Source organism: Arthrobacter sp. Z5-13 (assembly GCF_056499105.1).
The window spans coordinates 637,129-659,425 of the sequence record NZ_CP096460.1; the positions used below are offsets into that span (position 1 = coordinate 637,129).

A 22,297-nucleotide genomic window follows, 5' to 3' on the forward strand; every position below is an offset into this window, starting at 1 on the left:
GCTTCCTGAGATTCGAGGGAAGCAGACTATGACTCTCTACGCTGTGTGGTCAGGCACTACTTATCCGCCTTTTCCATCCAATGGTTGTCTAACAATGCCGCAGTTTTCGGAACATTCGTGCATAAAGCCGGCCGGGGACTTTGTGCTTGCTAGTTTGCTGGTGGCCGTAGTCCGACTCTGGATCAGGCGGGTGTGGCGCTGGCACCTTGGAGTAGAGTTCCGGTTTGCGATTGCCCCCTGGTGGGTCGATATCGCCTCGTTTGAACGTGTCGAGTAGTATTCGTAGGCTTGGCCTTTTGCCCGGATTCCGTCCAACTCAGCGTCCTGGCCCTTGCCCGAACAGTCTCTACCCGAAGCAGGTCAGCAGCCCGCCAAAGCGCCCCCGCTAATGAACGAACGCAGAGTCCGGTCAGCTCACATTGAGGTTTCCAGATCCTGAAACTGGCGCCGAGTCAGAGGACGTCAGCTATCCACAGACGGGGGTTCGACTTCCGGAAGCTCTGCAGGGCCGGAGTACACTTCAAACCCAAGACTACGAACGCGCCCTACAAGCCTTCTACGCTCATTTGCTATTTCCGGGTCACCGTTGAGTGACTCAAAATCCTGAAGGTACTTAATTGCATCATCGTAGGCGGCGAAATCCCCGGCTCTCTCTATCAGAGCCAAACCAATCTCACCAAGCGTCCTGTAGCTGTACAGGTCTTGCTCAAAGTCTCGTATGCAGCGTCGGATGATTCCTTCCGCATCCAGCAGCATTGCCGTTCTGTCGCTATCCGTGATGCCAGGCGTGAGTTCGGCTTTTCGAAGAGTAAGCAAAGCCTTATGGCGGGAAATGACAGGATCCTTGCCCAAAGCGCGTTCCGCCTGAACTATTTCATTCTCGGCGTCTGAAAGCATTTCGTTCCTGAGGAACAAGCGAACTAACCGACGTCTGGGAGTGTGATGCGCAGGGATAGTCTCAATAAGAGATCTATAAAGCCTGACTTGGCTGGCTAAGTTAGTAACCCTGTTTATTCCAGCATCGTTGGAAGCTATTGCGATCGCATTCTCCATCTCTATGCGAATCGACGGATTCAATCCGTCGATAAGAGAAGCGAGGAGTATCTGTAAGTCATTTTGATCCGCAAACTTCCAGCGGGCAATAGTTTCCGCGATAACATCGTGCCGGGTACACCAACCATATACCCCGTTGCGATGATCAATGGTGTATTCCGAAACTATGCCATCCAGCTGGTTAAGCAAATTGCTTAGTCCAGTAGCGCCTATCCCCGTAATGCGCATGATCAGTTGCCGGTGAACAAAACCACCCATCGCCTGAATTGCAGCCACGTACCTATAGATCTCTTGGGCTTCATGTGACAGCTCGGCATACTCCTGTAGCAGGATGTTATCGAGGTTATCATTGGCAAAAATGTTCTTCAGGCAAACAAACATGTCCGAGCTACACTTCTCGCGCAGCCGCCTAACCTTATCCACTCGACTCAATTCAAGAAAGTGCGATTCCACGAGAGCGCGAATTTCTGATTTCTGATCCAGTAGGTTTATCAAGTTGTCGATGTCAGCGCGTTCCAGGACGGATATTCGAATTAGCTCACCCTTGGAGAAGAATCCGCGGGATTTTGGTGAAACTTTCCACTTAGCTGCCTCAGCAGTCACAATGATTCGGAGATGTGACCGTTCCAAGGAGTTGAGATGATCTACAAGCTTGTTGACCGCTCGAAGGTGACGCGTGCAGTCATCAATAAATAGTAGTCCGTCCTTATTTTCCTTACGTAACTTGAGCTCAACGGCAGCCCAGGCCTGCACGTCGAGAGCGTGGTCGGACAAATGCTCCCATGCGGGCATTCCGTTCTGCATGCGCTTCAGCACAAACGTTCTTGCCATGGTTGTCTTGCCGACGCCCCGAGAGCCTGCGATAACTAGGAAAAAACCTCGTGCCCCCGCCTTTGCGTTTTCAATCCGACTTAGGGCCGCCCGGGGAATGGTATGGCCACTAGCGATGTCAGCGTATGTGGCAGGTGTCCCATTGAACAATCGAACGGGATTGCCCGCCAGCTGGGCTGCGTGTTGGACATTGTGGGATGTCAGCAACAGGTCAGGTGTCAAGAAACTGTCCACTTGTGTGGATGTAGAGTGAGCCAAGTTTCCGGATGATTCAGTGACCGCCAGGAGAGCACGGAGCAGATCTTCAAGATCGCCGTGGACTACTTCGACTCCCAGACGTGTGAACAAAGACGCTTTGTCTTCATCAAATGTATGAACCATCAAAAATATTCGTGCTTGAACGCCTTCGTGTTTTAGGCTGCAAACTCTCTTAACAAGCTCTTTTAGATGGCGATCATTCAGGGATTGACCAATAATAATCGTGTCTGCAGTGAACATATCCTGCTGCAGTGTGTTGAACAAAGTCTGACGATATTTATCGTAGTCATCGTAATCGCTCTCGGTAATGAGCATCTTATTCTTGTGACCCGTGTCCGAATCTTGAGTCACGCAGCCGTGAATTTTGTATAGAGTTGTATCCGAACCGCGGGGCTTTGTTACGTCATAGTTCGATCGGCATACTTGCAGATCGCGCCGTGCCTGACTATATGATTGCTCGATGAGGGTGTCGTAGTTTGTCGTGTAAATCGACATCCAGTCGAAAGCGGGAAGTGTAAGCAAGCCAGCAGCGGGTGTCAGGTCTTTAAGTCCTGCTCTTACTACCTTTGTTAGTTCCGGGCGGCCAAATCGGTTTTCAAAGATTTGGGCAACCTCTGAGAGCTCTTCACCGGGGGATCGCCCCAATTTGACAGCAAGGGTTGCTCCCAAGGCAGGACCTGTGGGAGCACCTGAGGGGATTGATGTCCCAGCTCCGAAGAGAAGGGTGGTTCGGGACGGCTGGATAGTAGCCGCAAGGTCCTTTGTCTTCATTTTTCCCCTTGTACGCACGCACGATTCTCATGAGGGTATCCCGGATTGACGTTTGCCTGCCGATCGTCACAGATGAGTGGCCTTGAGCTATGCAGGCCGGGCTTAGTTTTCTCTAATGGGAACCAGCAACGGTTGCTTACTCGCAGGTCTCGGGCCACTCGTGGGCGGGTTTCCGCCAGGAGTCCATCCCTGGGCATTCCCGCGTCCAGGTTCTGGGCTCGATGGGACCGGGCACTAAGCTCCCCAGCCTCGGACACACCAGCTATTACTACCCGTAGCCCGGTTGAGCAACGACATTTGCTTCGTCCGCCGAATCCTTCCTTACAGGCGAAGCTCCATGAACACGCTGTTCGGATCCAGGACGTAGTCCGCAAAGGGCAGGCACTCCGTGAAGCCGTGGCGGGCATACAGGCGTCGCGCCGGAGCGAAGTACTCCTCGCTTCCGGTCTCCAGGAGGACGCGCTCGAGGTTTCGGGTCCGGGCGTCGTCGAGGATGTGCCGGAGCATGCGGGTGGCCACGCCCCGTCCCCGGGCGTTCGCCGTGGTGCGCATGGACTTGATCTCGCCGTGGCTGGCTGACCCAAGTGGGGAATCCAGGAGCTTTAGTGCGCCGCACCCCAGAAGATCGCCGTCCTCGCGGGCTGCCCAGAAAGTAATCTCCCGCCCGGACAACGCGGAGTGGTCCAGGGCGTGAACGCTTTCGGCAGGGGAGGTGGCGAACATGTCGGCCAAGTGCTCGCTCAGGAGCTGGTGGACATCGGCGCGTGCGGGATCGTCCCGGTCAATCTGAATCATCACCTCAAATTTACCGCGCCTCCGCGCTCCCGCGCCGGCCACTCCCCGCGCCCCGACCGCCCAGGCACCCACCCCCCCGTCGTAGTACACAGAAATACGAAGCAACATTTCCGGCCGCACCCGTAATCTGTTTAGATGCCTCGTTTTGCGCTTGATATTGAGTCCGTGCCCCGCCCTGCCCGTTCGCAGGAGCTCCTGGATGCCGTGAACCACCGGGTCGTCATCGCCGACGGCGCCATGGGCACCATGCTGCAGGGCCGGGACCTCTCGCTCGAGGAAGACTTCCTGGGGCTCGAAGGCTGCAACGAGATCCTCAACCACACCCGGCCGGACGTCCTCGCGGACATCCACGACGCCTACTTCGCCACAGGCATCGACGCCGTGGAAACCAACACCTTCGGCGCCAACTGGTCCAACCTCTCCGACTACGGCATCGACGACCGCATCGAAGAGCTCGCCCGTAAAGGCGCGGAAATCGCCCGCGAAAGAGCGGAAGCGGCAGAAAAAACAGACGGCCGCATGCGCTGGGTCCTGGGCTCCATGGGACCGGGCACCAAGCTCCCCAGCCTCGGCCACACCAGCTACGACTACCTCAAACAAACCTTCGCTCTCCAGGCCGAGGGCCTCATCGACGGCGGAGCGGACGCCTTCCTCATCGAAACCAGCCAGGACCTCCTGCAGACCAAAGCCGCCGTCAATGGCTGCAAGCAGGCCATCGTCACCCGCGGCATCAGGCTCCCCATCTTCGTCGAGGTAACCGTCGAAACCACCGGAACCATGCTCATGGGATCCGAGATCGGCGCCGCACTCACCGCCCTCGAACCGCTCGGCGTCGACGCCATCGGCCTGAACTGTGCCACCGGGCCGGACGAGATGAGCGAGCACCTGCGTCACCTCTCCAAGCAGTCCACCGTTGCCATCGCCTGCATGCCCAACGCCGGCCTGCCGGTACTTGGCCCCAACGGCGCGCACTACCCCTTGTCACCCAGCGAACTCGCCACCGCGCACGAGCAGTTCGTCCGGGAATTCGGCATCGGCCTGGTGGGCGGATGCTGCGGTACGACGCCGGAGCACATGGCCGCCGTCGTCGAACGTCTTGCTCCCTTCCGCAACGGCGCCTCGGTCGCCAGCGGTGGACGGGCCGCCGACGGCGCCCGCGTTCCCACCGAGCGGGAAGCCGGCGTCGCGTCCCTCTACCACCACGTGAACTTCGACCAGGAACTGTCCTACCTCGCCATCGGCGAGCGCACCAACGCAAACGGTTCCAGGGCGTTCCGCCAGGCGATGCTCGAAGAGCGCTGGGACGACTGCGTCGATATTGCCCGCGAGCAGGTCCGTGTTGGCGCGCACCTGCTGGACGTGTGCATCGACTATGTGGGGCGCGACGGCGTGGCCGACATGAAGGAGATCGTCTCGCGTTTCGCGTCGGCCTCCACACTCCCGCTGGTCATGGACTCCACCGAACCGGCCGTACTCCAGGCCGGGCTCGAACACATCGGCGGCCGCCCGGTGGTCAACTCCGTCAACTACGAGGACGGCGACGGACCCACCAGCCGCTTCGCGCGCATCATGCCGCTCGTGAAGGAACACGGTACCGCCGTGATCGCCCTGACCATTGACGAGCAGGGCCAGGCACGCACCACCGAGGGCAAGGTGGCGATCGCTTCCCGCCTCGTCGACGCCCTGGTGGGAGAATGGGGGATGCGCGTCGAAGACATCATCGTCGACGCCCTGACCTTCCCCGTTGCCACCGGCCAGGAAGAAACCCGCCGGGACGGAATCGAAACCATCGAGGCCATCCGCCAGATCAGCACGAAGTACCCCGGCATCAACACCACACTCGGCGTCTCCAACGTGTCCTTCGGCCTGAACCCGGCAGCGCGCATGGTCCTGAACTCGGTGTTCCTGCACGAGGCAGTGCAGGCCGGCCTGACCAGCGGCATCATCGACGCCGCCAAGATTGTGCCGCTCGCTTCACTGCCGGAAGAGCAGCGCAAGGTGGCACTGGACCTTGTCTACGACCGCCGCGAATACGACGCCGACGGCAACACCACCTACGACCCCCTGGCCATCATGCTGGACATGTTCGCCGGCGTCGACACCGCAGCACTCAAGGACCAGCGCGCCGCGGAACTTGCGGCGCTGCCCACCGGTGCACGCCTTGAGCGGCGGATCATCGACGGCGAGGGCAAGGGCCTTGAAGCTGACCTCGACCTGGCACGCTCCGAGGGACTGACCCCGCTGGGCATCATCAACGACTACCTGCTCGAGGGTATGAAGGTGGTGGGCGAGCGCTTCGGCGCCGGCGAGATGCAGCTGCCGTTCGTGCTGCAGTCCGCCGAGGTGATGAAGAACGCCGTGGCCCTGCTTGAGCCGCACATGGAGAAGTCGGATTCGTCCGGCAAGGGCACCATGGTGATCGCCACCGTGCGCGGCGACGTGCACGACATCGGCAAGAACCTGGTGGACATCATCCTCACCAACAACGGCTATAAGGTCATCAACATCGGCATCAAGCAGGGGATCGCCGAGATTATGGCCGCCGCGGAGGAGCACAACGCCGACGTGATCGGCATGTCCGGCCTGCTGGTGAAGTCCACGGTGGTGATGAAGGAGAACCTCGCGGAGCTGCAGTCCCGTGGCCTCGCGAAGAAGTGGCCCATCATCCTCGGCGGCGCTGCCCTGACCCGCGCCTACGTGGAGCAGGACCTGGCCGAGCAGTTTGATGGCGTGGTGCGCTACGCCAAGGACGCCTTCGAGGGCCTCTCACTCATGGAACCGCTGGTCCGCGTTGCCCGCGGCGAGTCGCCGGACGACGTCGGCCTTCCCCCGCTGAAGAAGCGGATCCACAAGGGAGGCGCGAAGTTTACGGTGACCGAACCGGAGGCGATGCCCGGCCGGTCCGACGTCGTCGCCGATAACCACGTGCCTTCGCCGCCGTTCTGGGGCACGCGCATCGTCCGCGGCGTGGCGCTGCACGACTACGCCGCTTTGCTCGATGAGCGCGCCACGTTCATGGGGCAGTGGGGGCTCAAGCCCGGCCGCGGCGATGACGGCGCCTCCTACGAGGAACTGGTGGAACTCGAGGGCCGGCCCCGCCTGCGGTACTGGCTGGACCGCATCCTCGCCGAGGGCATGCTCGATGCGTCCGTCGCGTACGGCTATTTCCCGGTGGTTTCCGAAGGGGAACAGGTGGTGGTGCTGCACCACGGAGAGGACCACGACGGCGTCCTCGGCACCGCGGGACTGCTCGCCCCCGATGGCGGTTCTGGCGGTCCGATCGGCACCGAGCGTCTGCGGTTCGACTTCCCGCGCCAGCGCCGGGACCGGCACCTGTGCCTTGCCGACTTCGTCCGGTCACGCGAATCGGGCCAGATTGACGTGCTTCCGGTCCAGCTGGTCACCGCCGGCTCAGCGATTGAGGAGTTCACGTCCAAGATGTTCGCCGCGAACCAGTACCGCGACTACTACGAGCTCAACGGCCTGGTCATGCAGCTCACCGAGGCCCTCGCGGAGTTCTGGCATGCCCGTATCCGCACCGAGCTGGGTTTCGCAGCCGAGGAGCCCAAGGACAAGGCAGGGTACTTCAAGCTCGACTACCGCGGCGCCCGCTTCTCGCTCGGATACCCCGCGTGCCCTGACATGGAGGACCGCCGCAAGGTGACGGAGTTGCTGAAACCCGAGCGGATGGGCGTGATCCTCAGCGACGAGCTGATGCTGCACCCCGAACAGTCCACCGACGCGTTCGTGTTCCACCACCCGGAGGCGAAGTACTTCAAGGTGTGAGTTGAAGCCCGTGCGCAGTTTCAGCAGGGAGAAGGCCTAAGCTTCCCTTATGGGAATTATCATCACACTGCTTATCATTTGGCTCGTCCTTTCGGTCCTCGGCTTCCTCCTGGAGGGCCTGCTGTGGCTGGCATTCATCGGCCTGATCCTGTTCGTGGCCACCGCGGTCTGGGGCTGGTTCAAACGGAGAGCCAACGTCTGACGCTTACCTAAAAGGAAGCGGACGACGGCGGGACTTGCTTCACGGTGTGAGCTGAAGCGGGTCCTTGCCCTGAGTGGATTCAGCCTGGGCGGATTGAGCCTTCGCGGCTTGCCCGCTCCCGCTGGAGACCGGCTTTACCCGCCTGAAGGCGGCGAGAATTGCCCGGCCCACCACGGCGATTCCAACGATGGTGGTGATGGCACGCAGGGTGTCCCAGCCCGCCGTCGACGTCACCAGCGAGTAGAGCAGAAAGCTGCTGAGGTTGGTGGCGAGCGGCGCGCCCGGCAGGTAAGAGATGCCGGTTCCCGCGCCCACCGCGAAGGGCCAGAACCACAGATTGGTCAGCAGGCCGAACAGGTAGGACGCCACGATGCCGTAGCCGCACAGCATCCACAGTTCGGCTTTGCCCCGCACCCGGCGGGGGAGCAGGCCGGCCCCGGCACCCACCCACGCACAGGCGAAGATTTGGAACGGCGTCCAAGGCCCGATCCCACTCCACAAGACACTTGAGACGGCGATGGTGGCCGCACCAAGGAGCAGGCCGAAACGGGGACCGAAAGCCCTGCCGGCCAGGATCAGCAGGATAAAGACTGCCTCCACACCCCCGACGCCGGTACTCGCCACGCGGATTGCCGAGCCGACAGCAGCCAGGACACCGAGCAACGCGACCGTGTGCGCTGAGCGGACCGAGCCGTCGAGGGACACCATGATGGCAACCACGGCGATGGGCGCAATAGCCAGCGCCGCGTAGGGGAGGGCCGCAGCGGCATCCTCCGGCAGGGCCGCAGCGAGCAGCGGCCAACAGAATGCTGCGAGAGCGAGAACGTTTGCAGCTGCGAGAACCGCAAATTCGACGCCCCGCGGCAGCCGGATGTGGCGCCGTCTTTGCGCGCCGCCCTGAGAGTCTGTTGGTTCGTCCGTGAACCGTGGTGCTGCGATGCGCTGGACTGCGGACGCATTGGCCGGGACCGCTTCGGTCACAGAGGACTGCGCCGCCAGGCTGTCAGAAGACGGCGCGCTGTCAGCAGGCGCAATACCGTCACTCATCGGGAGGATCCGGGCGCCGAGGCCGTAGGCAAAGTCGTGGTCGTGTGTGGCGATCAGGACTGCTGTACCCGCATCCGCTGCCGTCCGCAACGCCGCCGACACTGCTGCGCGTGCCGCGGGATCGAGCCCACGGGTTGGCTCATCGATCAGGAGTACCTGGGGATCGTCCATGGTCTGCAGCGCGATGGCGAGGATCCTGCGCTCGCCTGCGGAGAGGTCCCGGGGGTGCTCGTGGCCGATGGGAATGCTGACGTTCCCCCGCAACCGGGCAAGGCGCGACGCAGCCGGCATTGGGGCAAGCCGGTCAGTGCCTGAATGATGCCCGTCCGGGGCATGCCGGTCTGAGCGACCTCGGCCCAGTAGCCGCCCTGCTTGTCGCCCTGCCTTATGCCGGGCACCATGAGCAGCCTTACGTTCAGCCCGCGCCTGGCGCCGGTCGGCCGCGCGAAGCTCGCCTGCGACAGTATCCCTGGTGAAGAGGTCGTCCGAGGCGTCAGGCACGAGGGCGACCCGGCCGCCGTCGAGCGTCCCGCCGTCGACAGTCCCTTCACTGCCCTTGCCTTTACTACCAGTGCCTTCACCCAGCGCGAGTGCCACCAGGAGGGACGACTTCCCGGCACCGTTCGGCCCCACCAGGGCAACTACTTCGCCGCGGTTCAGGGTCAGCGACGCGCTGCGCACCAGCGGGTTGCCCTTGCGGTGCACCGCAAGGTTTGTCGCAGTCAGTACGGGCACGAGCTCGGCCGGCTGTCCCGGCGTCGGGCGCGCATCAAGAGAGTGCGAGGGCGCAACTTCCGGCGCGGCACCCGGTACCAGGGCGCCGTCGTCGATGGTCCACCACGAATCGGCAACGGGTACCAGCGGCTCCGCCCGGTGCTCCGCAACGATGACGCAGACACCGGCATCGCGGGCGAGGGCGTGGAGGACGGCGATGACGTGGCGGCGTGCGGAGGTGTCCAGGTCAGCCAAGGGCTCATCCACCAGGAGCAGGGCCGGCTGGTCCACCACTGCTGCGGCGATGGCAACAAGCGTTGCCTCACCGGCCGAGAGGGTGCTGACATTCCGGTCCAGGAGCGCCGACACCCCGATACTCTCGGCGACCTCCAGCACCCGGGCCTTGACGCTACCGGATCCCATGCCGCGCAGTTCGAGTGCGAGGGCGATTTCGTCCCGGACCCGGGTGCTGGCGAAGGCGGCCCGGGGATTCTGCAGGACGACGCCGATGAGGCGGGCGGTATCGCGCGGCGGCGTGGTGGCACGGTCCGCTCCGGCGACGCTCACGGTGCCAGCGATTTCTCCGCCGTCAACGTGGGAGAGGAGGCCTGCAAGACCCCGCAGAATGGTGGACTTCCCGGAGCCGGTCGGCCCGGTAATGACCGTGATTGACCCGCTCGACGGCGTGAATTCCGCCACCTGTACCTGCGCGTCACCAATGCGGAATTGCGCGTCCCGGACGAGGACCGGCGCTTCGATGCCACGGGTGGGTTGGTGTGTTGCCCGGCTACCGAAGCCGCGCAACTCGAGAGCCGCGGCTACCCGGCTGGCGTGCTCAAGGGTGCGTTCGAGCACTGGAATAAGGGCACGGGCTCCGAAGCGTTCACTCCGCAGCCGAAAGGCCAGGCGCACGGAGGTGACGGCGTCGGCAAGTGCAGGGAGCGCGGCCCACGCAACCACAAGCGTGCGGGCAATGCCCTGCATGGGGCCGCCGCGGGCCAAGCGCACGAAGCCGCGGGCCACGTCCACCCAGGCGTTGAGGATGCCGAAAGAGAGGATCAGCCCGGCAATCGGCAGTGCGGACAGGATTGCCGCCCACAGCCCAGGCGCCGTTACCGGACCAAGGAGGACCACATGCGCGTACGGGGCAGGCAGCGGCACCGGGGCCAGGTTGAGCAGAACCGGCTCGCCGGTGTCCGCTCCGTTGAAAAGGATGCGGTAGATGACCCGCGCCGCGATGAAGACGACGGCGAGAACCGCCGCTGCCCGTAACGGCGCGGGTCGAAAGGTCATGCCGAGGGGGTGGCCGGTGCGCCGTCGACCGTGAACAGCAGTTCCAGGCTCTCGCCGGGGCTCACCTTCAGGGCGCTGAGGCCTTCCTGGGCGTAGGCCCAGTCACCGGTGGCCGGCTTAACCCAGAGAGCCCAGTAAGCAAACATCGGGGGCATCTTGCTGCATTCTTCCTTGTACGTTCCACCCTTGTGGACGATGTCGAAGTCTGCTGCAGGCACACCGTTTACACGGCACGCCAGTTCCTTGGGATATTCGGGGGTGCCCTCGGTTTTCACCTTTGCCTCTGCGAGCACCTCGGAAGCGAGGGTGGGTGCGTCCACGGGGACACAGACGGAGGTATCGGCGGCGGCCTGCTTCAGGGAGCCGGAGTCGACGATGACCTTCACACCGGTGCAGGGCCCGGCGGCGGCGCTGGTTGCAGCTGCCGGGGAAGCCGGTGCGGAGGTAGTTGACTGGGAGGCGGCCGGTGCTGAACAGGCGGCGAGAGCAAGCAGGAGACCTGCGGCGGCGAGGGAGCTCGCGGCGGCGGTACGGATTTTAGTGAAAGACACGTGTTAAGGGTAGGGCTTTGCCTGTCAGGATCCGGATGCGGTCGCGTTGTGTGACGTATTCTAGGCGGGTCGCGGGATGTTTAACGGGGGAAATATGAGCTTGGATACAAACGAAGAATCACAACAACGGCCTGCCTGGGGCATCAGAATTGTTGCCATTGCGGTGATAGCAGCGTTGTGCATCGCCTTGGGTGTTTGGTTTTTCGGTTCGCGAATGGCTGGAACGGAACGGCAGGATTTGGTCCAGCTCGACAATCAGCGTGCCATCGTGGACAACTCGATGAACCTGTACGAGCCCTTGGTGAACAGATTTGCTGCCCGATATACGAATGCCTTTTCAATAGAAGCATCTGACCAGGACAAGCAACGGGTATTCGACCAAGAGACCGGGCGACTGCAACGTGAAGCCAGCATCAACCGTGACCGCCTGCAGCGAATGGAGCAGTCACCTGCGCTGAGTAAGCAGGAAGTCGCGAACGCGTTCAAGGTATTCCAGCAGGAGTACGGCGCCGTGGTGGCCTACAACGAGCAGCGTGTCACGGACCAGGCAGCTATTGCACGGTCAATTGGCGGGGCCTGTGCGTCCATTCATTCAAAGTTCAACGTCAACACCGACAAATATGCCGAGGAGTATGTAAAGGCCGCCGACGGTTGCCTGGCCGCACTCGCATCGGGCAAAGAGGGTAGCGGGCAGGAAACAACCAAGCTCCTATCCGACGTTGAGGCCGTGATCAGCAAACAGCGGGGGAATGCGCAGAAGGTTGTCGAGAGCACAGACCGGTTTGACCGTAGTATCGCCAAGATTGAGTCAGGGCTGGCATTGCTGGACATCAACAAACCGCTCAAGGAAGCGCAGACAAAATACGAAGCTGATGTAAATGCGAAATATTTGGAACTCATTGACAAGGCAAACAAGTCCAATGAGGAGTTCGAACGGATCTTGAAAGAAAGCATTGAGTCGGCCGGCCAAGAAACGAAGAGTGGGGAATAGGCCATGACCACCAATCTGATCCGCAGAAAGAGCAACAAGAGATTTCTGGTAGTGGCCGGCGTTATTGTCCTGCTTCTTTTGACCGCCTCAGCTTTTGTCGCCGTGACGCACGTGGCCAGGCAGCAGGACAGGGACAGCCTCGTGCAGCTCAAGAACGAGCAACTGGTGACCGTCCGTGACGCCCAGAGCAAGCTGCAACCAGCCGTGAACACGTACCTGGCAGCGTACAAAAAAGCACACCTTGCGGCTGGATCACTAGAGAAGGCAGAGCAGGATTCGAAGAAGGAGCTCGACGCCTTCAAGGAAGCAGAAGCTTCCGCTCGGGAAGCGATGGGAACATTGAAGGCTGCCCGCGGCGCTGAGGAGGGTGAGCTCAGGGACGCCATTGCCCAGTTCGAGGACTCATACCTGGGTTTTGTCGACTACATGGCAGGGCTTGTGGACTCATATCCGCAGTTTCAGGCGTTGTTCGGCGAAGAAAACGAGGGTTGCAAGGGCATCTTCATAGGCAGCCGGGGAGCCAATCTCACTGAGCGGGCAACTCTACTCACTGAGGCTGCCGGTGTATGTCGCAGCGCAACTGAGAAGCTGGGGCAGTCAAAGAACCCTACCTACGTTGACTATGCCCGGCGAGTACAGAACCGGGTAAGTCAGCTGGAGGTTGATGGGGCTGCTACAGCCAAAGCGGAACAGAGCCTCGGACCTCTCACCGCGTCAGCGGACCAGTTCAAGAAGAAGGCGGACGACGCCTTCGCGAGAAATGCTTCGGCGCAGGAGCTGCAGGATCTTGCTGATGAACTCAAGGGCATGAATGATCAGATTAAGGCAAACAAATCCGAGTTCGATTTTGCGGCCAAGCGGTATAAGAAGACCGTGGAAGAAATGCCCTCATTGCTCGAGGACGTATTTTCGAAGCACGTTCCGGATGAGATGAAGTACTTCGAGTCCGTGATTCCAATCCGGTTGGCGGTGCTGGAGTCGGTTATTGACAATGCGCTGGTGGAATAGACGTCTTCAATGTTCAGGTAGCAGGGGAGGCCCCGCCGTCGTCCCTGCTGGTAGGGACGCTTCATACGGCCGTCCAGGCTCGCGGTTTAAGATGAGGGCTTCCGCGAGGGGAAGAATACGCAGTAAAGTCCCCAGATAGCCAGTGAAACGGACGTCCACCTTCACCTGAGAGCGAGTCCCCCATGAACCGGCCAGAAACCTGCCATGCCTACCGCAGCACGGCACAAACGCACCAACCTGGGGCGTGACGGAATGAGCAGCATCTCCTCACACGACGCATCGGCACCTGTAAAACGTGAGACGTTCTCCTCGCGCCGACTCTTCATCCTTTCCGCTATCGGCTCGGCCGTTGGCCTGGGCAACATCTGGCGCTTCCCGTACATCGCCTATGACAACGGAGGCGGGGCGTTCCTGATTCCGTACCTTGTGGCGTTGCTGACGGCGGGTATCCCGCTGCTGTTCCTGGACTACGCCGTGGGCCACAAATTCCGTGGCTCAGCGCCGCTCGCCTACCGGCGTCTCCACCGGGGCGCGGAACCACTGGGGTGGTGGCAGGTACTTGTCTGTTTCGTCATCGCTGCCTATTACGCGGTGATCATTGCGTGGTCCCTGATGTACACCATCTTCTCCTTCACCGAGGCTTGGGGCGACGACGCCGAGGGCTACTTCTTCGGCAACTTCCTCCAAGTTGCCGAAGCCCCGGGTATCGGATTCACCTACGTCCCGTCCGTCTTCTTCCCGCTGCTGCTGATCTGGGTGGCGGTCATCATCATCATGGTCGCCGGAATCCGCAAGGGCATCTCGCGCGCGAACTCTATCCTGCTGCCGCTGCTGATCGTGATGTTCCTCCTCCTGGTACTCCAGTCGCTGTTCCTTCCCGGTGCGGCAGAAGGGCTCAACGCCTTTTTTACCCCTGACTGGGCCGCGCTGGCTGACCCCGGCGTCTGGGCTGCGGCCTACGGGCACATCTTCTTTTCGCTATCGGTGGGCTATGGCATCATGGTCACTTATTCCTCGTACCTGAAGCGCAGGACGGATCTCACAGGTTCCGGTATGGTGGTTGCCTTTGCCAATTCCGGGTTTGAGATCCTGGCCGGAATCGGTGTTTTCGCCGCTCTTGGCTTTATGGCATCGGCTGCGGGTGCGGGTGTGAATGACGTGGTGACGCAGGGGATCGGTCTGGCTTTCGTCGCCTTCCCCACCATCGTGTCGCAGGCTCCGTTCGGGGCATTCATGGGCGTACTGTTCTTCGGATCCCTGGTGTTCGCAGGTGTAACATCCCTGATCTCTGTACTGGAAGTCATTGTTGCCGCAGTGCAGGACAAGCTCGGCTGGGGCCGGATCAAGGCCTCGGTAACGGTCAGCGGCCTGGTGGCTGTTGTATCTTTGGCACTCTTCCCGACCGCAACAGGCCTGTACCTGCTGGATACCTCCGATGCGTTCGTTAACAGCTTCGGCATTACACTCGGGGCGCTGGTGACCGTAGTAGTCATCGCGTGGTTCCTGCGAAAGCTTCCCCTGCTGTCCTCCCATCTGAACCGGATTTCCACCATCAAGATGCGCCGGTCCTGGATGGTGCTGGTGGCAGGCATCGTGCCGCTGGCACTGATCTACATGGTGTCCAGTGAATTCATCAGCAAGATCTCCACCACCTATGAGGGCTATCCCGCCTGGTTCGTGGGCCTTTTTGGCTGGGGTATGGCAGCGGCCTTAGTGGTCCTTGCGCTCGCGTTGACATTCATCCCCTGGAGCCCCAGATCCAAGGCTCACCATGATCCGGAATACGACTCCGTGGTGGAAGAAGAAGCAAAGGAGACGGCACAATGACAGCCATCGCGATCACCATGATGATTGTGGCCATACTTACGGTCTGGGGCGGCCTGGCGTTGGCGTTGCTCAACCTTAGGCGGCACCCGGAGGATGAGGGCGCGCTGCCCGAAGAGCCCGCACGGGAGCTCTGACCGTTCGAAGTTCTCCAGACCGACGGCAGATACCGAACCTGCGCAGCCTCGTCTTCTGAGCACACCTTGTCGCACTGATATGGCAAGCACACTTAGCACATGTACGACTAGCGGCAAGGTGAGGATCTGGCCATCGGATGCCCACGGGGCATTCGCGCCGTTTCGACGGTTCCCTGCCCATTAGATGTTCGCGAACGTCGTTTATGCAGGGAACCGTCGAAACGGGCGAACGTTATCCGCCGCTGTGCCGGAAGCTAGACCCCCACCCCAGCAGGCACCACGCTGCAATCCGCCGTGGAGCCGGCGAGCTGTGGTGCCCAGCCGTCCGTGCCCTGCAGATAGGTCCTGACCGTGTAGGCACCCTCCTCAACTGCGGGCAGCTGCGGCCGGTCGGCGGTCACCTGCGCTCCTGGGCCGCGGTTGTTGTACTCGTGGAAGCGTGCATCCCGCCACGAGAAGCCGCTCATGTCCGTCCAGGGCATGCCGGAAATGTGGGCGCCGAGCCAGGAATCCCTCACCAGCACCTGCGCCACTGCTTTCGGGTCACCGCCCGCGTGCCACGGCCTGCCCAGGTGGACGCTGTTGGCGGCAGCGTCCGAAACAAGCCGGCACCGGTCAAAAAGGTAGCCGTACTTGATGGACAGATCCAGGCTCCCTGCCGTCACGTAGCCGTTGTTCGTCGCAGAGCCCCGGTCCAGGGATTTGATCTCGCAGCCGCTGAAAACAGCAGTCCCCCGGCCGAAGATGAAGTCGACGTCGCCCTCTACATAGCAGGAGTCGAAGTAGAAACGGGCCGGGACGCCTGCCCCCGGTGAGTTGACCAGCAGGGTGTCCTGGTTGCCCAGGCACCTTACGTTGGACAGCACCGAACGGTCACCTGTGATGTGCAGCGCGACGGCCTGCCGGTCCTTGATCCCCATATTGGCGGCTTCGTCGAAATCGTTGCTGAACGTCAGGTTCCGGGCCACGAAGTCCGGCCCGTCAATCCGGACTGATGCGCTGCCGGAGGTGCCGAAGTTCCCGGTGCCGTCCGGCTTGGGTGTTCCGGAAGCGTTGTTGTAGACGAGCACCACGTCTTCCGGCCTGTTGCCCTGACCGATGAACGAGATCCTGGGCTTGTTGCTCGGCACCCGCACGGCCTCACGGTAGGTGCCGGGCTGGATCCTGATCACCGTCCGCTGGAGGCTGTTCGAGGGAACGGAGTCGACGGCGGACTGTACCGTGGCGAACGTCCGGCCGGGTCCGACGTCGAGCGTTACCGGGAGATCAATGGGGCGCTCAGCGGGCCAGTACATGCCAAATAGTGGGTCCGTGCCGGCGTCGACCTTCAGGATGTCAATATTCAGGAAGTAGCCCGGCGGCACGATCTCCTTGGATCGCAGCTCGCGTGCCACCAAGCCAGCTACGGCGAGGGCGCCGGCGGCCTGGAAATGCGTGTTGTCCTCGGAGCCCTGCGGATACTGCGGGTGCTCGCCGGGAGCCAGGAAGAGGAAGTGCTGCTTGGTTCCTTCCGGCCCCAGCTGCTGCCACAAGTCCTTTGAGGAAGCGGTCAGGTCCACCAGCGGAGTCCCGGATGCAGCAGCGAGTTCCCGTACAGCCTGCGGATACGCGCCGTGGGAATCCCGGGCATTTCCGAAGGAATCAAAGCGGCGGCGCTCCACCGGAGTGACGAGGACGGGCTTGCCTCCGCGCGCTTTCGCCCCGTCGACGTACCGGCTCAGGTACTCCTTGAACGTGGAATCGGGGAGCGTTCCGCGGGCAGGATCGGCAACTTTCGCGTCGTTGTGGCCGAAGGAGATCAGCAGGTAGTCGCCCGGCAGCATCAGCGCCAGTACCCGGTCCAGTAGCCCGGCGTCGGCAAAACTCTTGGAGGAGGCGCCGGACCAGGCGTAGTCGAACACCGTTGCCTGCGGCCCCAGCAGGAGCGGCAGCGCCTGCCCCCAGCCCGCGCGGGGGCGCTCGGACTGTTGGTACGCGGACGACGTCGAGTCCCCGACCACGAAGATCACCGGTTTCGTCCGGGGTTTCGTGGGATCCGCGGCCCTTTGTGTGATTGCGTTAGCGATGCCCGTTCCCGAGAGAGCCACGGTTCCGGCAGTGAGCGCCAGGGACGCCAGCACGCTGCGACGGTTCGGCAGAAAGGCGCCCATCAGCCCTTCCCCCCGGTGGTGAAAATAGGGCCGGTGGAGTTCTGGAGGAGTGCCGGAACAGCCTGGGCCGGATGGACCTGGGTGCGGAGGGTGGGCGTCCAGGAGTCGTCCGCTGCCAACTGGTCAGCTGGTGCGGCGGCGGCGTTGTACTCGGCGCGAACGTCCGTGATTTTCCCATTGACGGCATTACCGATGGTGGTGATGGCCGTTCCCTTGAAGCGCCCGATGATGGTGGCGGCGTCGATGCCGGCCGGAAGCGTGAAGGCGTTTGCCTCGGCATAAAGGTGCGACTCGAATCCGGCGCCCAGGGTGTAGCCGTACGGAACGGTGCTGTCCTCGGTCACCTTGAAGTGGTTGTTGTACACGTCCACCTGGCCGAAACGGACGCGCGGGGCGCGCTGGCCGACGTTTTCGAAGACGTTGTGGTGGATGGTGACTCGCAGCTTCCCGGGGTCCCCGCGGGTGGGGGAATCCGTGGACCCGATCAGGAGCAGCTTGTCATGGTCCGAGAAGCGGTTGAAGGACATGGTCACCAGGTCCGAGCCGTTAGTGACGTCGACGGCGCCGTCGTGCACCTGGTACTGGCGGCCGAAGTAGACGGGCTGGGAGCTGTCCAGATTGGGGGCGTCGGTGAACTCGGAATGGTCGATCCAGACGTTCGTGGCTTTGTTGATGACCTGAAGCAGGTCGTACTCGCTGTTCCAGTTGCCCTCGGCGCCGTCGGTGGGGTCCCAGGAGGGGAAGCAGTCGGCGGCATCCCGCACGGTCAGGTTGCGGACGATCACATTGGCAGCGCCGTTGATCCGCAGTGCTGCACCGGTAATGCTGCTCTCCGGCGTCGCGCCGATGATGGTGGTGTTGCTGGGGATGTCCCAACGGATGGACTTCGCCTGCTTCGCGGCTGCGAGGCGCCGTGCGTCCTCCTGCGGGCCGGCGGGCTTCTGGGTACGGCCGTAGCTTGCGGGGTCGAAGTCGTGAAGGTACTGCTCCAGGCTGTAGCCGGTGCCTTCGGCATAGTTTTCGCAGGTAACCGGCGAACCGTCCGGTGCTGTATTCGCATCGATGGTTCCATGGACCCGGACGATCTTGGCCTGCGTGCCTGCTGCTGCGAAGGCTGCCAGCAGTTCGGCCTTGGTGGAGACGTCGTAGATATTGCCGTCCGCCGCCGCTGCGCCTCCCGTGGTTCCTGTTCCTGCCGACGCCCAGCCGTTCCCGGGGGAGAGAACCTGGCGCTCCAGCGGGGTTCGGGTGGTCTGGGCTGCGGGATCGGCCAGCGGGTTGGCGGATGCCCCTGCGGGCGCCGGAATGATCAGTGCTCCTGCCACGGCAATGGCTGCGGACATGGGTAAGTACCTACTGCGTTTTCGCATGTTCTCTCTTCCGTCATTGGAATGAACTGCGCTCCGGTCCGGCGGCGACTATGACGACGGTCACGGCGGAGCGCTGAGAAGGACACTACTCAGAAAACGGTTTCTCGGCAATAGCGGGTTTAGGTTCATAGCCACGCGGGGCTTAACCGGACGACTCAGGAGGCCCGCCTTCTGCGCCATTTCGAGGGTTCCCCGCGCGCTAGACGTTCGCGAACGTCGATTCCGCAGGGAACCGTCGAAATGGGCCCCGGGTGACCGTTCAGCACCCAAACACAGCGGACCGCGACGGCGGGAGGCACCGTCGTCGTCGTCCGCTATTGCTTCCGTGCTGCTGCTGCGCTTTGCCTCCACTGACGGACGGTGAGGGCGTGCGGAAGGATCTTCCGGGTTGGCTGCGTGGACATGTCGAACTGGTTTGTGCGCAGCCAACGCCACATGGTGGTGAGATCAGTTCCGACGAAACGCTCAAAAAGCCAGGCCGGCATGGGAAAGCCCCGCGGCCTGCGCCCGGTCCCTTCCAACCAGAGGGCACGGCATTGGTCTATCGACTGCACGTCGGATGCCAGGCTGAGCACCCTTCCTCCCCATTTTTCGGGCTCGGCGAACACCCGCGCCGCTATGGCGCCCAGATCGTCCAGGCACAGCCATCCAACGGGCCGCGACGGGCCCATCAATTTCGGCATCAGATGCCATGTGGAGAGCTGCGGGTAATAGCCCTTATCTGTCATCAGCTCCATGAAGGCCATCGGCCGAAGTACGGTAAGTGGCAGGCCCAGTTCGCGGAAGCGCTCCGCAACCACAAGCTTCGAGTCCCACGAGCCCACCCCGGTTTTATAATCGCCGACACCGGCCGCACCATAAACGACGTGTTTCACGGCGGCGTCCGCCGCGGCCGACGCCACATTGCGCCCCTGCCGCACCTCGGCCTCGGCGCTGCTAGTCATGGGGTTCTGCACATTGAACACGCCGTAGGACCCGCGGAAGACGGGTGCCAGGGAGGTAACATCCTCGGTGTCGACGCGATGAACCTCCGCGCCCATTCGACCGAGAGCCACTGAAGCCTTGCTGGACGGATTCCTGGTAAGGGCGCGTACTCGCCAGCCATCCAGAAGCAGGTGCCGAACCACGGCCGATCCCTGCCGCCCAGTCGCACCCACCACTGACACCACGCCCGGAGTTCCCTCGCCAGAGGAAGAGTCCATGGCTAAGTATTGCACCGGCATCAGCAGTTTGATCAGGGGGGACGGCGGCGCATATCCCGTCACCTTAGCTGTCGATACCGACAGGACGAGTAGGGCGGACGACGGCGGGAGGCGTCGTCGTCGTCGGGCGTTCTAACGTCCGCCATTCAGCGTGAACAAGTTCAGCGCTAATCTGTTCCTAGGCACTGTATGCAGCAGGCTTACGGTGTGGTCGGGGTTTCACGATTGATATGGCCGGGGGGCCAAATGGGTGGGGACGTTTTTCGGGGCGGTTCAGGACCAGTCCAGGAACAGGTGGTTGGACCGCGTCCAGTCGCGGCTGGCGCGAGGGGTCACGGATCCGCAGACGAGTCCGCGCACGCCATGACAGTGCTGGTGGTGGATGACGATGCCGGTTCACTGCTGGTGGCGAAGGCCGCCGTCGAGAAATCCGGCCATGACTGCATCGCCGCCTCGGATGGTGACATGGCGTGGGAGCTTTACCAGGAGCACCGTCCTCAGGTGGTTGTCACCGACCTTTCGATGCCCGGGCTCGACGGGTATGACCTGTGCCGGGCGATCCGCGCTGCCGAGACGGATTCCTATACGTACGTGATGCTGCTGACCTCTCATGGGGCCCAGGCGGACGTCCTTGAAGGGATGAAGGCCGGAGCGGACGACTACGTGACCAAGCCGCTGGACCCGTTCGTTCTGCACACCCGGCTTCTGGCGGCACGGCGGGTCACGACGTTGCACGGCGCCCTGGCCGATGCCCTCGCTGAAACCAGGGGAAGCAATGAACGGCTGGCGGAATTCACCGGGCGTGTCAGCCACGACCTTCGAAATCCGTTGGCCTCCATCCTTGGATATGTGGAGCTCGGCTCGATGGAAGCTGAGACGGATCCGGCTGGCGCTGCCGAGTATCTGGAGATCGCCGGGCACAGTGCGCGCAGGATGCTGTCTATGGTGGAGGAGCTGCTCACCTTCGCGTCCATCGGGGGTTCGCTAGTCAGGACTCCCTTGTCGCTTGCGCGCCTCGTCAATGACGTCACGGCTGATTTGAGCCTGGGCCTGAAGGAAGCCGGGGCAGCCGTTGAGGTTGAGGACTTTGAATTCGAGGCTGACGCCAGCCAGATGCGGGTGGCACTGCAGAACCTGATCCAGAATGCTGTGGCCTACAGCAGGCCGGGAGTTCCGCCCGTGATCCGGGTCCGCGGGCAGCGCTCCGGTTCCGGCGTTGTGGTGCAGGTTGCAGATAACGGCAAGGGAATCAACACTGAAGACCGACGGCGGGTGGTTGAGCCGCTGGTCCGGCTGCACCGGGATGGGGATCCTCCGGGTTCGGGGCTGGGCCTTGCTACCTGTGCCAGGATTGCCGCAGCGCACGACGGTCGCCTGGAGATTTCGCCGAGTCCAGGCGGCGGTACGACGGTCAGCCTGTACCTCGCTGGTCCCTGATCTCACAGTGGCTGCTTTGCAGACGGCCCTGATCTCACAGTGCGTCTGACCTCCCAGCCCCCGCCGATTGGCGCGATGCGCCCGTATGCGGAAGATTTGCCTCATGTTTGCCGCCAAGATCGCCACGGTCACGCTGAAGACCCACAGGCCCAACGAGGTAGCCCGGTTCTGGCGTGAACTCCTCGGCTACCGGGTTGCTCCGAACCACAGCAACTCGGTAATGCTCATGGGAGACGGTCCAACCCTCCTTATCCAGCCGGCAGATCAGCCCATGGATCAGGGCGCAATCCACCTGGACCTCCGCCCCGAGGATCAGTCAGCCTGCGTTCAGCGCGCCCTTGAGCTCGGAGCCACGCTTGCAGATATCGGGCAGGCGGGCGACGAGGGATGGGTGGTCATGGCGGACCCGGGCGGCAACCTGTTCTGCATTCTCCAGTCTGAGGTGGACTACCAAACCTCCCTGGCTAACGACCACGGAACCCCAACGCCCATCGATTGAATCGGCTCTGCTGCCGGCTGCACTCTCTCGCTCGCCACAGGAAGTCGTTCGGCTGTTTGAGGTCCTCAACGGCGGACGAATCCAGGTGACTGTTCCTGCCCTTTGCTCTGGCCGGTGAGAGGCCGATCCTCCTAGCATTTAACATGCAAAAGTGTGGGCCGGAAACGGCGGAGAACAACCTGGATTAGTGCGCTGGCCGTGTTGGGCGCATGGCTCCTCCGAGTCATACCGGTGATTCAGGTGGCCCGCACTTTTGCACGGCTTTAGCGCAGCCGTTATGGCCGGGCGTGGCTGCGGGGGGAGCGGCTGGCTTGCTAGGACGACGACGGCGGGAGGTGCCGCCGTCGTCAGTTCCTCCACTAAGCCCCTGGAACTGGC

At 62.2% G+C, this 22,297-nt stretch carries 15 protein-coding genes; 8 read left to right on the top strand and 7 right to left on the bottom strand.

What is annotated here, in order from left to right:
- Nucleotides 1-462 precede the first annotated feature (462 nt).
- A complete protein-coding gene (locus tag M1E02_RS03010) occupies nucleotides 463-2,913 on the bottom strand; it encodes an SIR2 family protein (protein WP_479376686.1) in 2,451 nt (816 codons plus the stop codon).
- 321 nt (nucleotides 2,914-3,234) lie between these two features.
- A complete protein-coding gene (locus M1E02_RS03015) occupies nucleotides 3,235-3,708 on the bottom strand; it encodes a GNAT family N-acetyltransferase (RefSeq protein ID WP_479376687.1) in 474 nt (157 codons plus the stop codon).
- A gap of 135 nt (nucleotides 3,709-3,843) precedes the next feature.
- Here M1E02_RS03015 and metH point away from each other — a divergent pair, with 135 nt between their 5' ends.
- Nucleotides 3,844-7,494 carry a methionine synthase gene (gene metH, locus M1E02_RS03020; protein WP_479376688.1) on the top strand — a complete coding sequence of 1,217 codons (3,651 nt, stop codon included), beginning with the start codon at nucleotides 3,844-3,846 and terminating at the stop codon, nucleotides 7,492-7,494.
- Nucleotides 7,495-7,543: 49 nt separating this feature from the next.
- Nucleotides 7,544-7,696, top strand: a complete 153-nt coding sequence (locus tag M1E02_RS03025) for an LPXTG cell wall anchor domain-containing protein (RefSeq protein ID WP_479376689.1) — start codon at nucleotides 7,544-7,546, stop codon at nucleotides 7,694-7,696.
- Nucleotides 7,697-7,735: 39 nt separating this feature from the next.
- Here the strand turns inward: M1E02_RS03025 and M1E02_RS03030 are convergent, their stop codons facing one another.
- Nucleotides 7,736-10,750: an ATP-binding cassette domain-containing protein gene (locus M1E02_RS03030; protein ID WP_479376690.1), complete on the bottom strand. Its 3,015-nt coding sequence runs from the start codon at nucleotides 10,748-10,750 to the stop codon at nucleotides 7,736-7,738.
- Entirely contained in the window at nucleotides 10,747-11,301 is a 555-nt protein-coding gene (locus M1E02_RS03035) for a hypothetical protein (RefSeq protein WP_479376691.1), read from the bottom strand. Before M1E02_RS03035 ends, M1E02_RS03030 begins: the two co-directional genes overlap by 4 nt.
- A gap of 76 nt (nucleotides 11,302-11,377) precedes the next feature.
- Here M1E02_RS03035 and M1E02_RS03040 point away from each other — a divergent pair, with 76 nt between their 5' ends.
- The 4 genes from M1E02_RS03040 to M1E02_RS03055 all read left to right on the top strand — a co-directional run bounded on the left by M1E02_RS03040 (nucleotide 11,378) and on the right by M1E02_RS03055 (nucleotide 15,261).
- Complete coding sequence (locus tag M1E02_RS03040) at nucleotides 11,378-12,292, top strand: hypothetical protein (RefSeq protein ID WP_479376692.1); 915 nt, start codon at nucleotides 11,378-11,380, stop codon at nucleotides 12,290-12,292.
- Nucleotides 12,293-12,295: 3 nt separating this feature from the next.
- Nucleotides 12,296-13,300 carry a hypothetical protein gene (locus M1E02_RS03045; protein WP_479376693.1) on the top strand — a complete coding sequence of 335 codons (1,005 nt, stop codon included), beginning with the start codon at nucleotides 12,296-12,298 and terminating at the stop codon, nucleotides 13,298-13,300.
- A gap of 252 nt (nucleotides 13,301-13,552) precedes the next feature.
- Nucleotides 13,553-15,127 (top strand): sodium-dependent transporter, encoded by a 1,575-nt coding sequence (locus tag M1E02_RS03050; RefSeq protein ID WP_479378044.1) that lies wholly within the window; start codon nucleotides 13,553-13,555, stop codon nucleotides 15,125-15,127.
- Nucleotides 15,124-15,261: a methionine/alanine import family NSS transporter small subunit gene (locus M1E02_RS03055; protein WP_479376694.1), complete on the top strand. Its 138-nt coding sequence runs from the start codon at nucleotides 15,124-15,126 to the stop codon at nucleotides 15,259-15,261. Before M1E02_RS03050 ends, M1E02_RS03055 begins: the two co-directional genes overlap by 4 nt.
- 254 nt (nucleotides 15,262-15,515) lie before the next feature.
- On the opposite strand, the gene M1E02_RS03060 is transcribed toward M1E02_RS03055, so the two are convergent.
- The 3 genes from M1E02_RS03060 to M1E02_RS03070 all read right to left on the bottom strand — a co-directional run bounded on the left by M1E02_RS03060 (nucleotide 15,516) and on the right by M1E02_RS03070 (nucleotide 19,983).
- Nucleotides 15,516-17,411 carry a pectinesterase family protein gene (locus tag M1E02_RS03060; RefSeq protein WP_479376695.1) on the bottom strand — a complete coding sequence of 632 codons (1,896 nt, stop codon included), beginning with the start codon at nucleotides 17,409-17,411 and terminating at the stop codon, nucleotides 15,516-15,518.
- Nucleotides 17,411-18,754 carry a pectate lyase family protein gene (locus M1E02_RS03065; RefSeq protein ID WP_479376696.1) on the bottom strand — a complete coding sequence of 448 codons (1,344 nt, stop codon included), beginning with the start codon at nucleotides 18,752-18,754 and terminating at the stop codon, nucleotides 17,411-17,413. Before M1E02_RS03065 ends, M1E02_RS03060 begins: the two co-directional genes overlap by 1 nt.
- Nucleotides 18,755-19,095: 341 nt before the next feature.
- Nucleotides 19,096-19,983: an NmrA/HSCARG family protein gene (locus tag M1E02_RS03070; RefSeq protein WP_479376697.1), complete on the bottom strand. Its 888-nt coding sequence runs from the start codon at nucleotides 19,981-19,983 to the stop codon at nucleotides 19,096-19,098.
- A gap of 294 nt (nucleotides 19,984-20,277) precedes the next feature.
- Between M1E02_RS03070 and M1E02_RS03075 the strand changes: the two genes are divergently transcribed.
- Both M1E02_RS03075 and M1E02_RS03080 read left to right on the top strand, forming a co-directional pair.
- On the top strand, nucleotides 20,278-21,420 hold the full coding sequence (locus M1E02_RS03075) for a sensor histidine kinase (protein WP_479376698.1): 1,143 nt from the start codon (nucleotides 20,278-20,280) through the stop codon (nucleotides 21,418-21,420).
- 103 nt (nucleotides 21,421-21,523) lie between these two features.
- The gene (locus M1E02_RS03080; protein ID WP_479376699.1) at nucleotides 21,524-21,919 is read left to right on the top strand and encodes a VOC family protein; all 396 of its coding nucleotides are present in this window, start codon (nucleotides 21,524-21,526) and stop codon (nucleotides 21,917-21,919) included.
- Nucleotides 21,920-22,297: the final 378 nt, after the last annotated feature.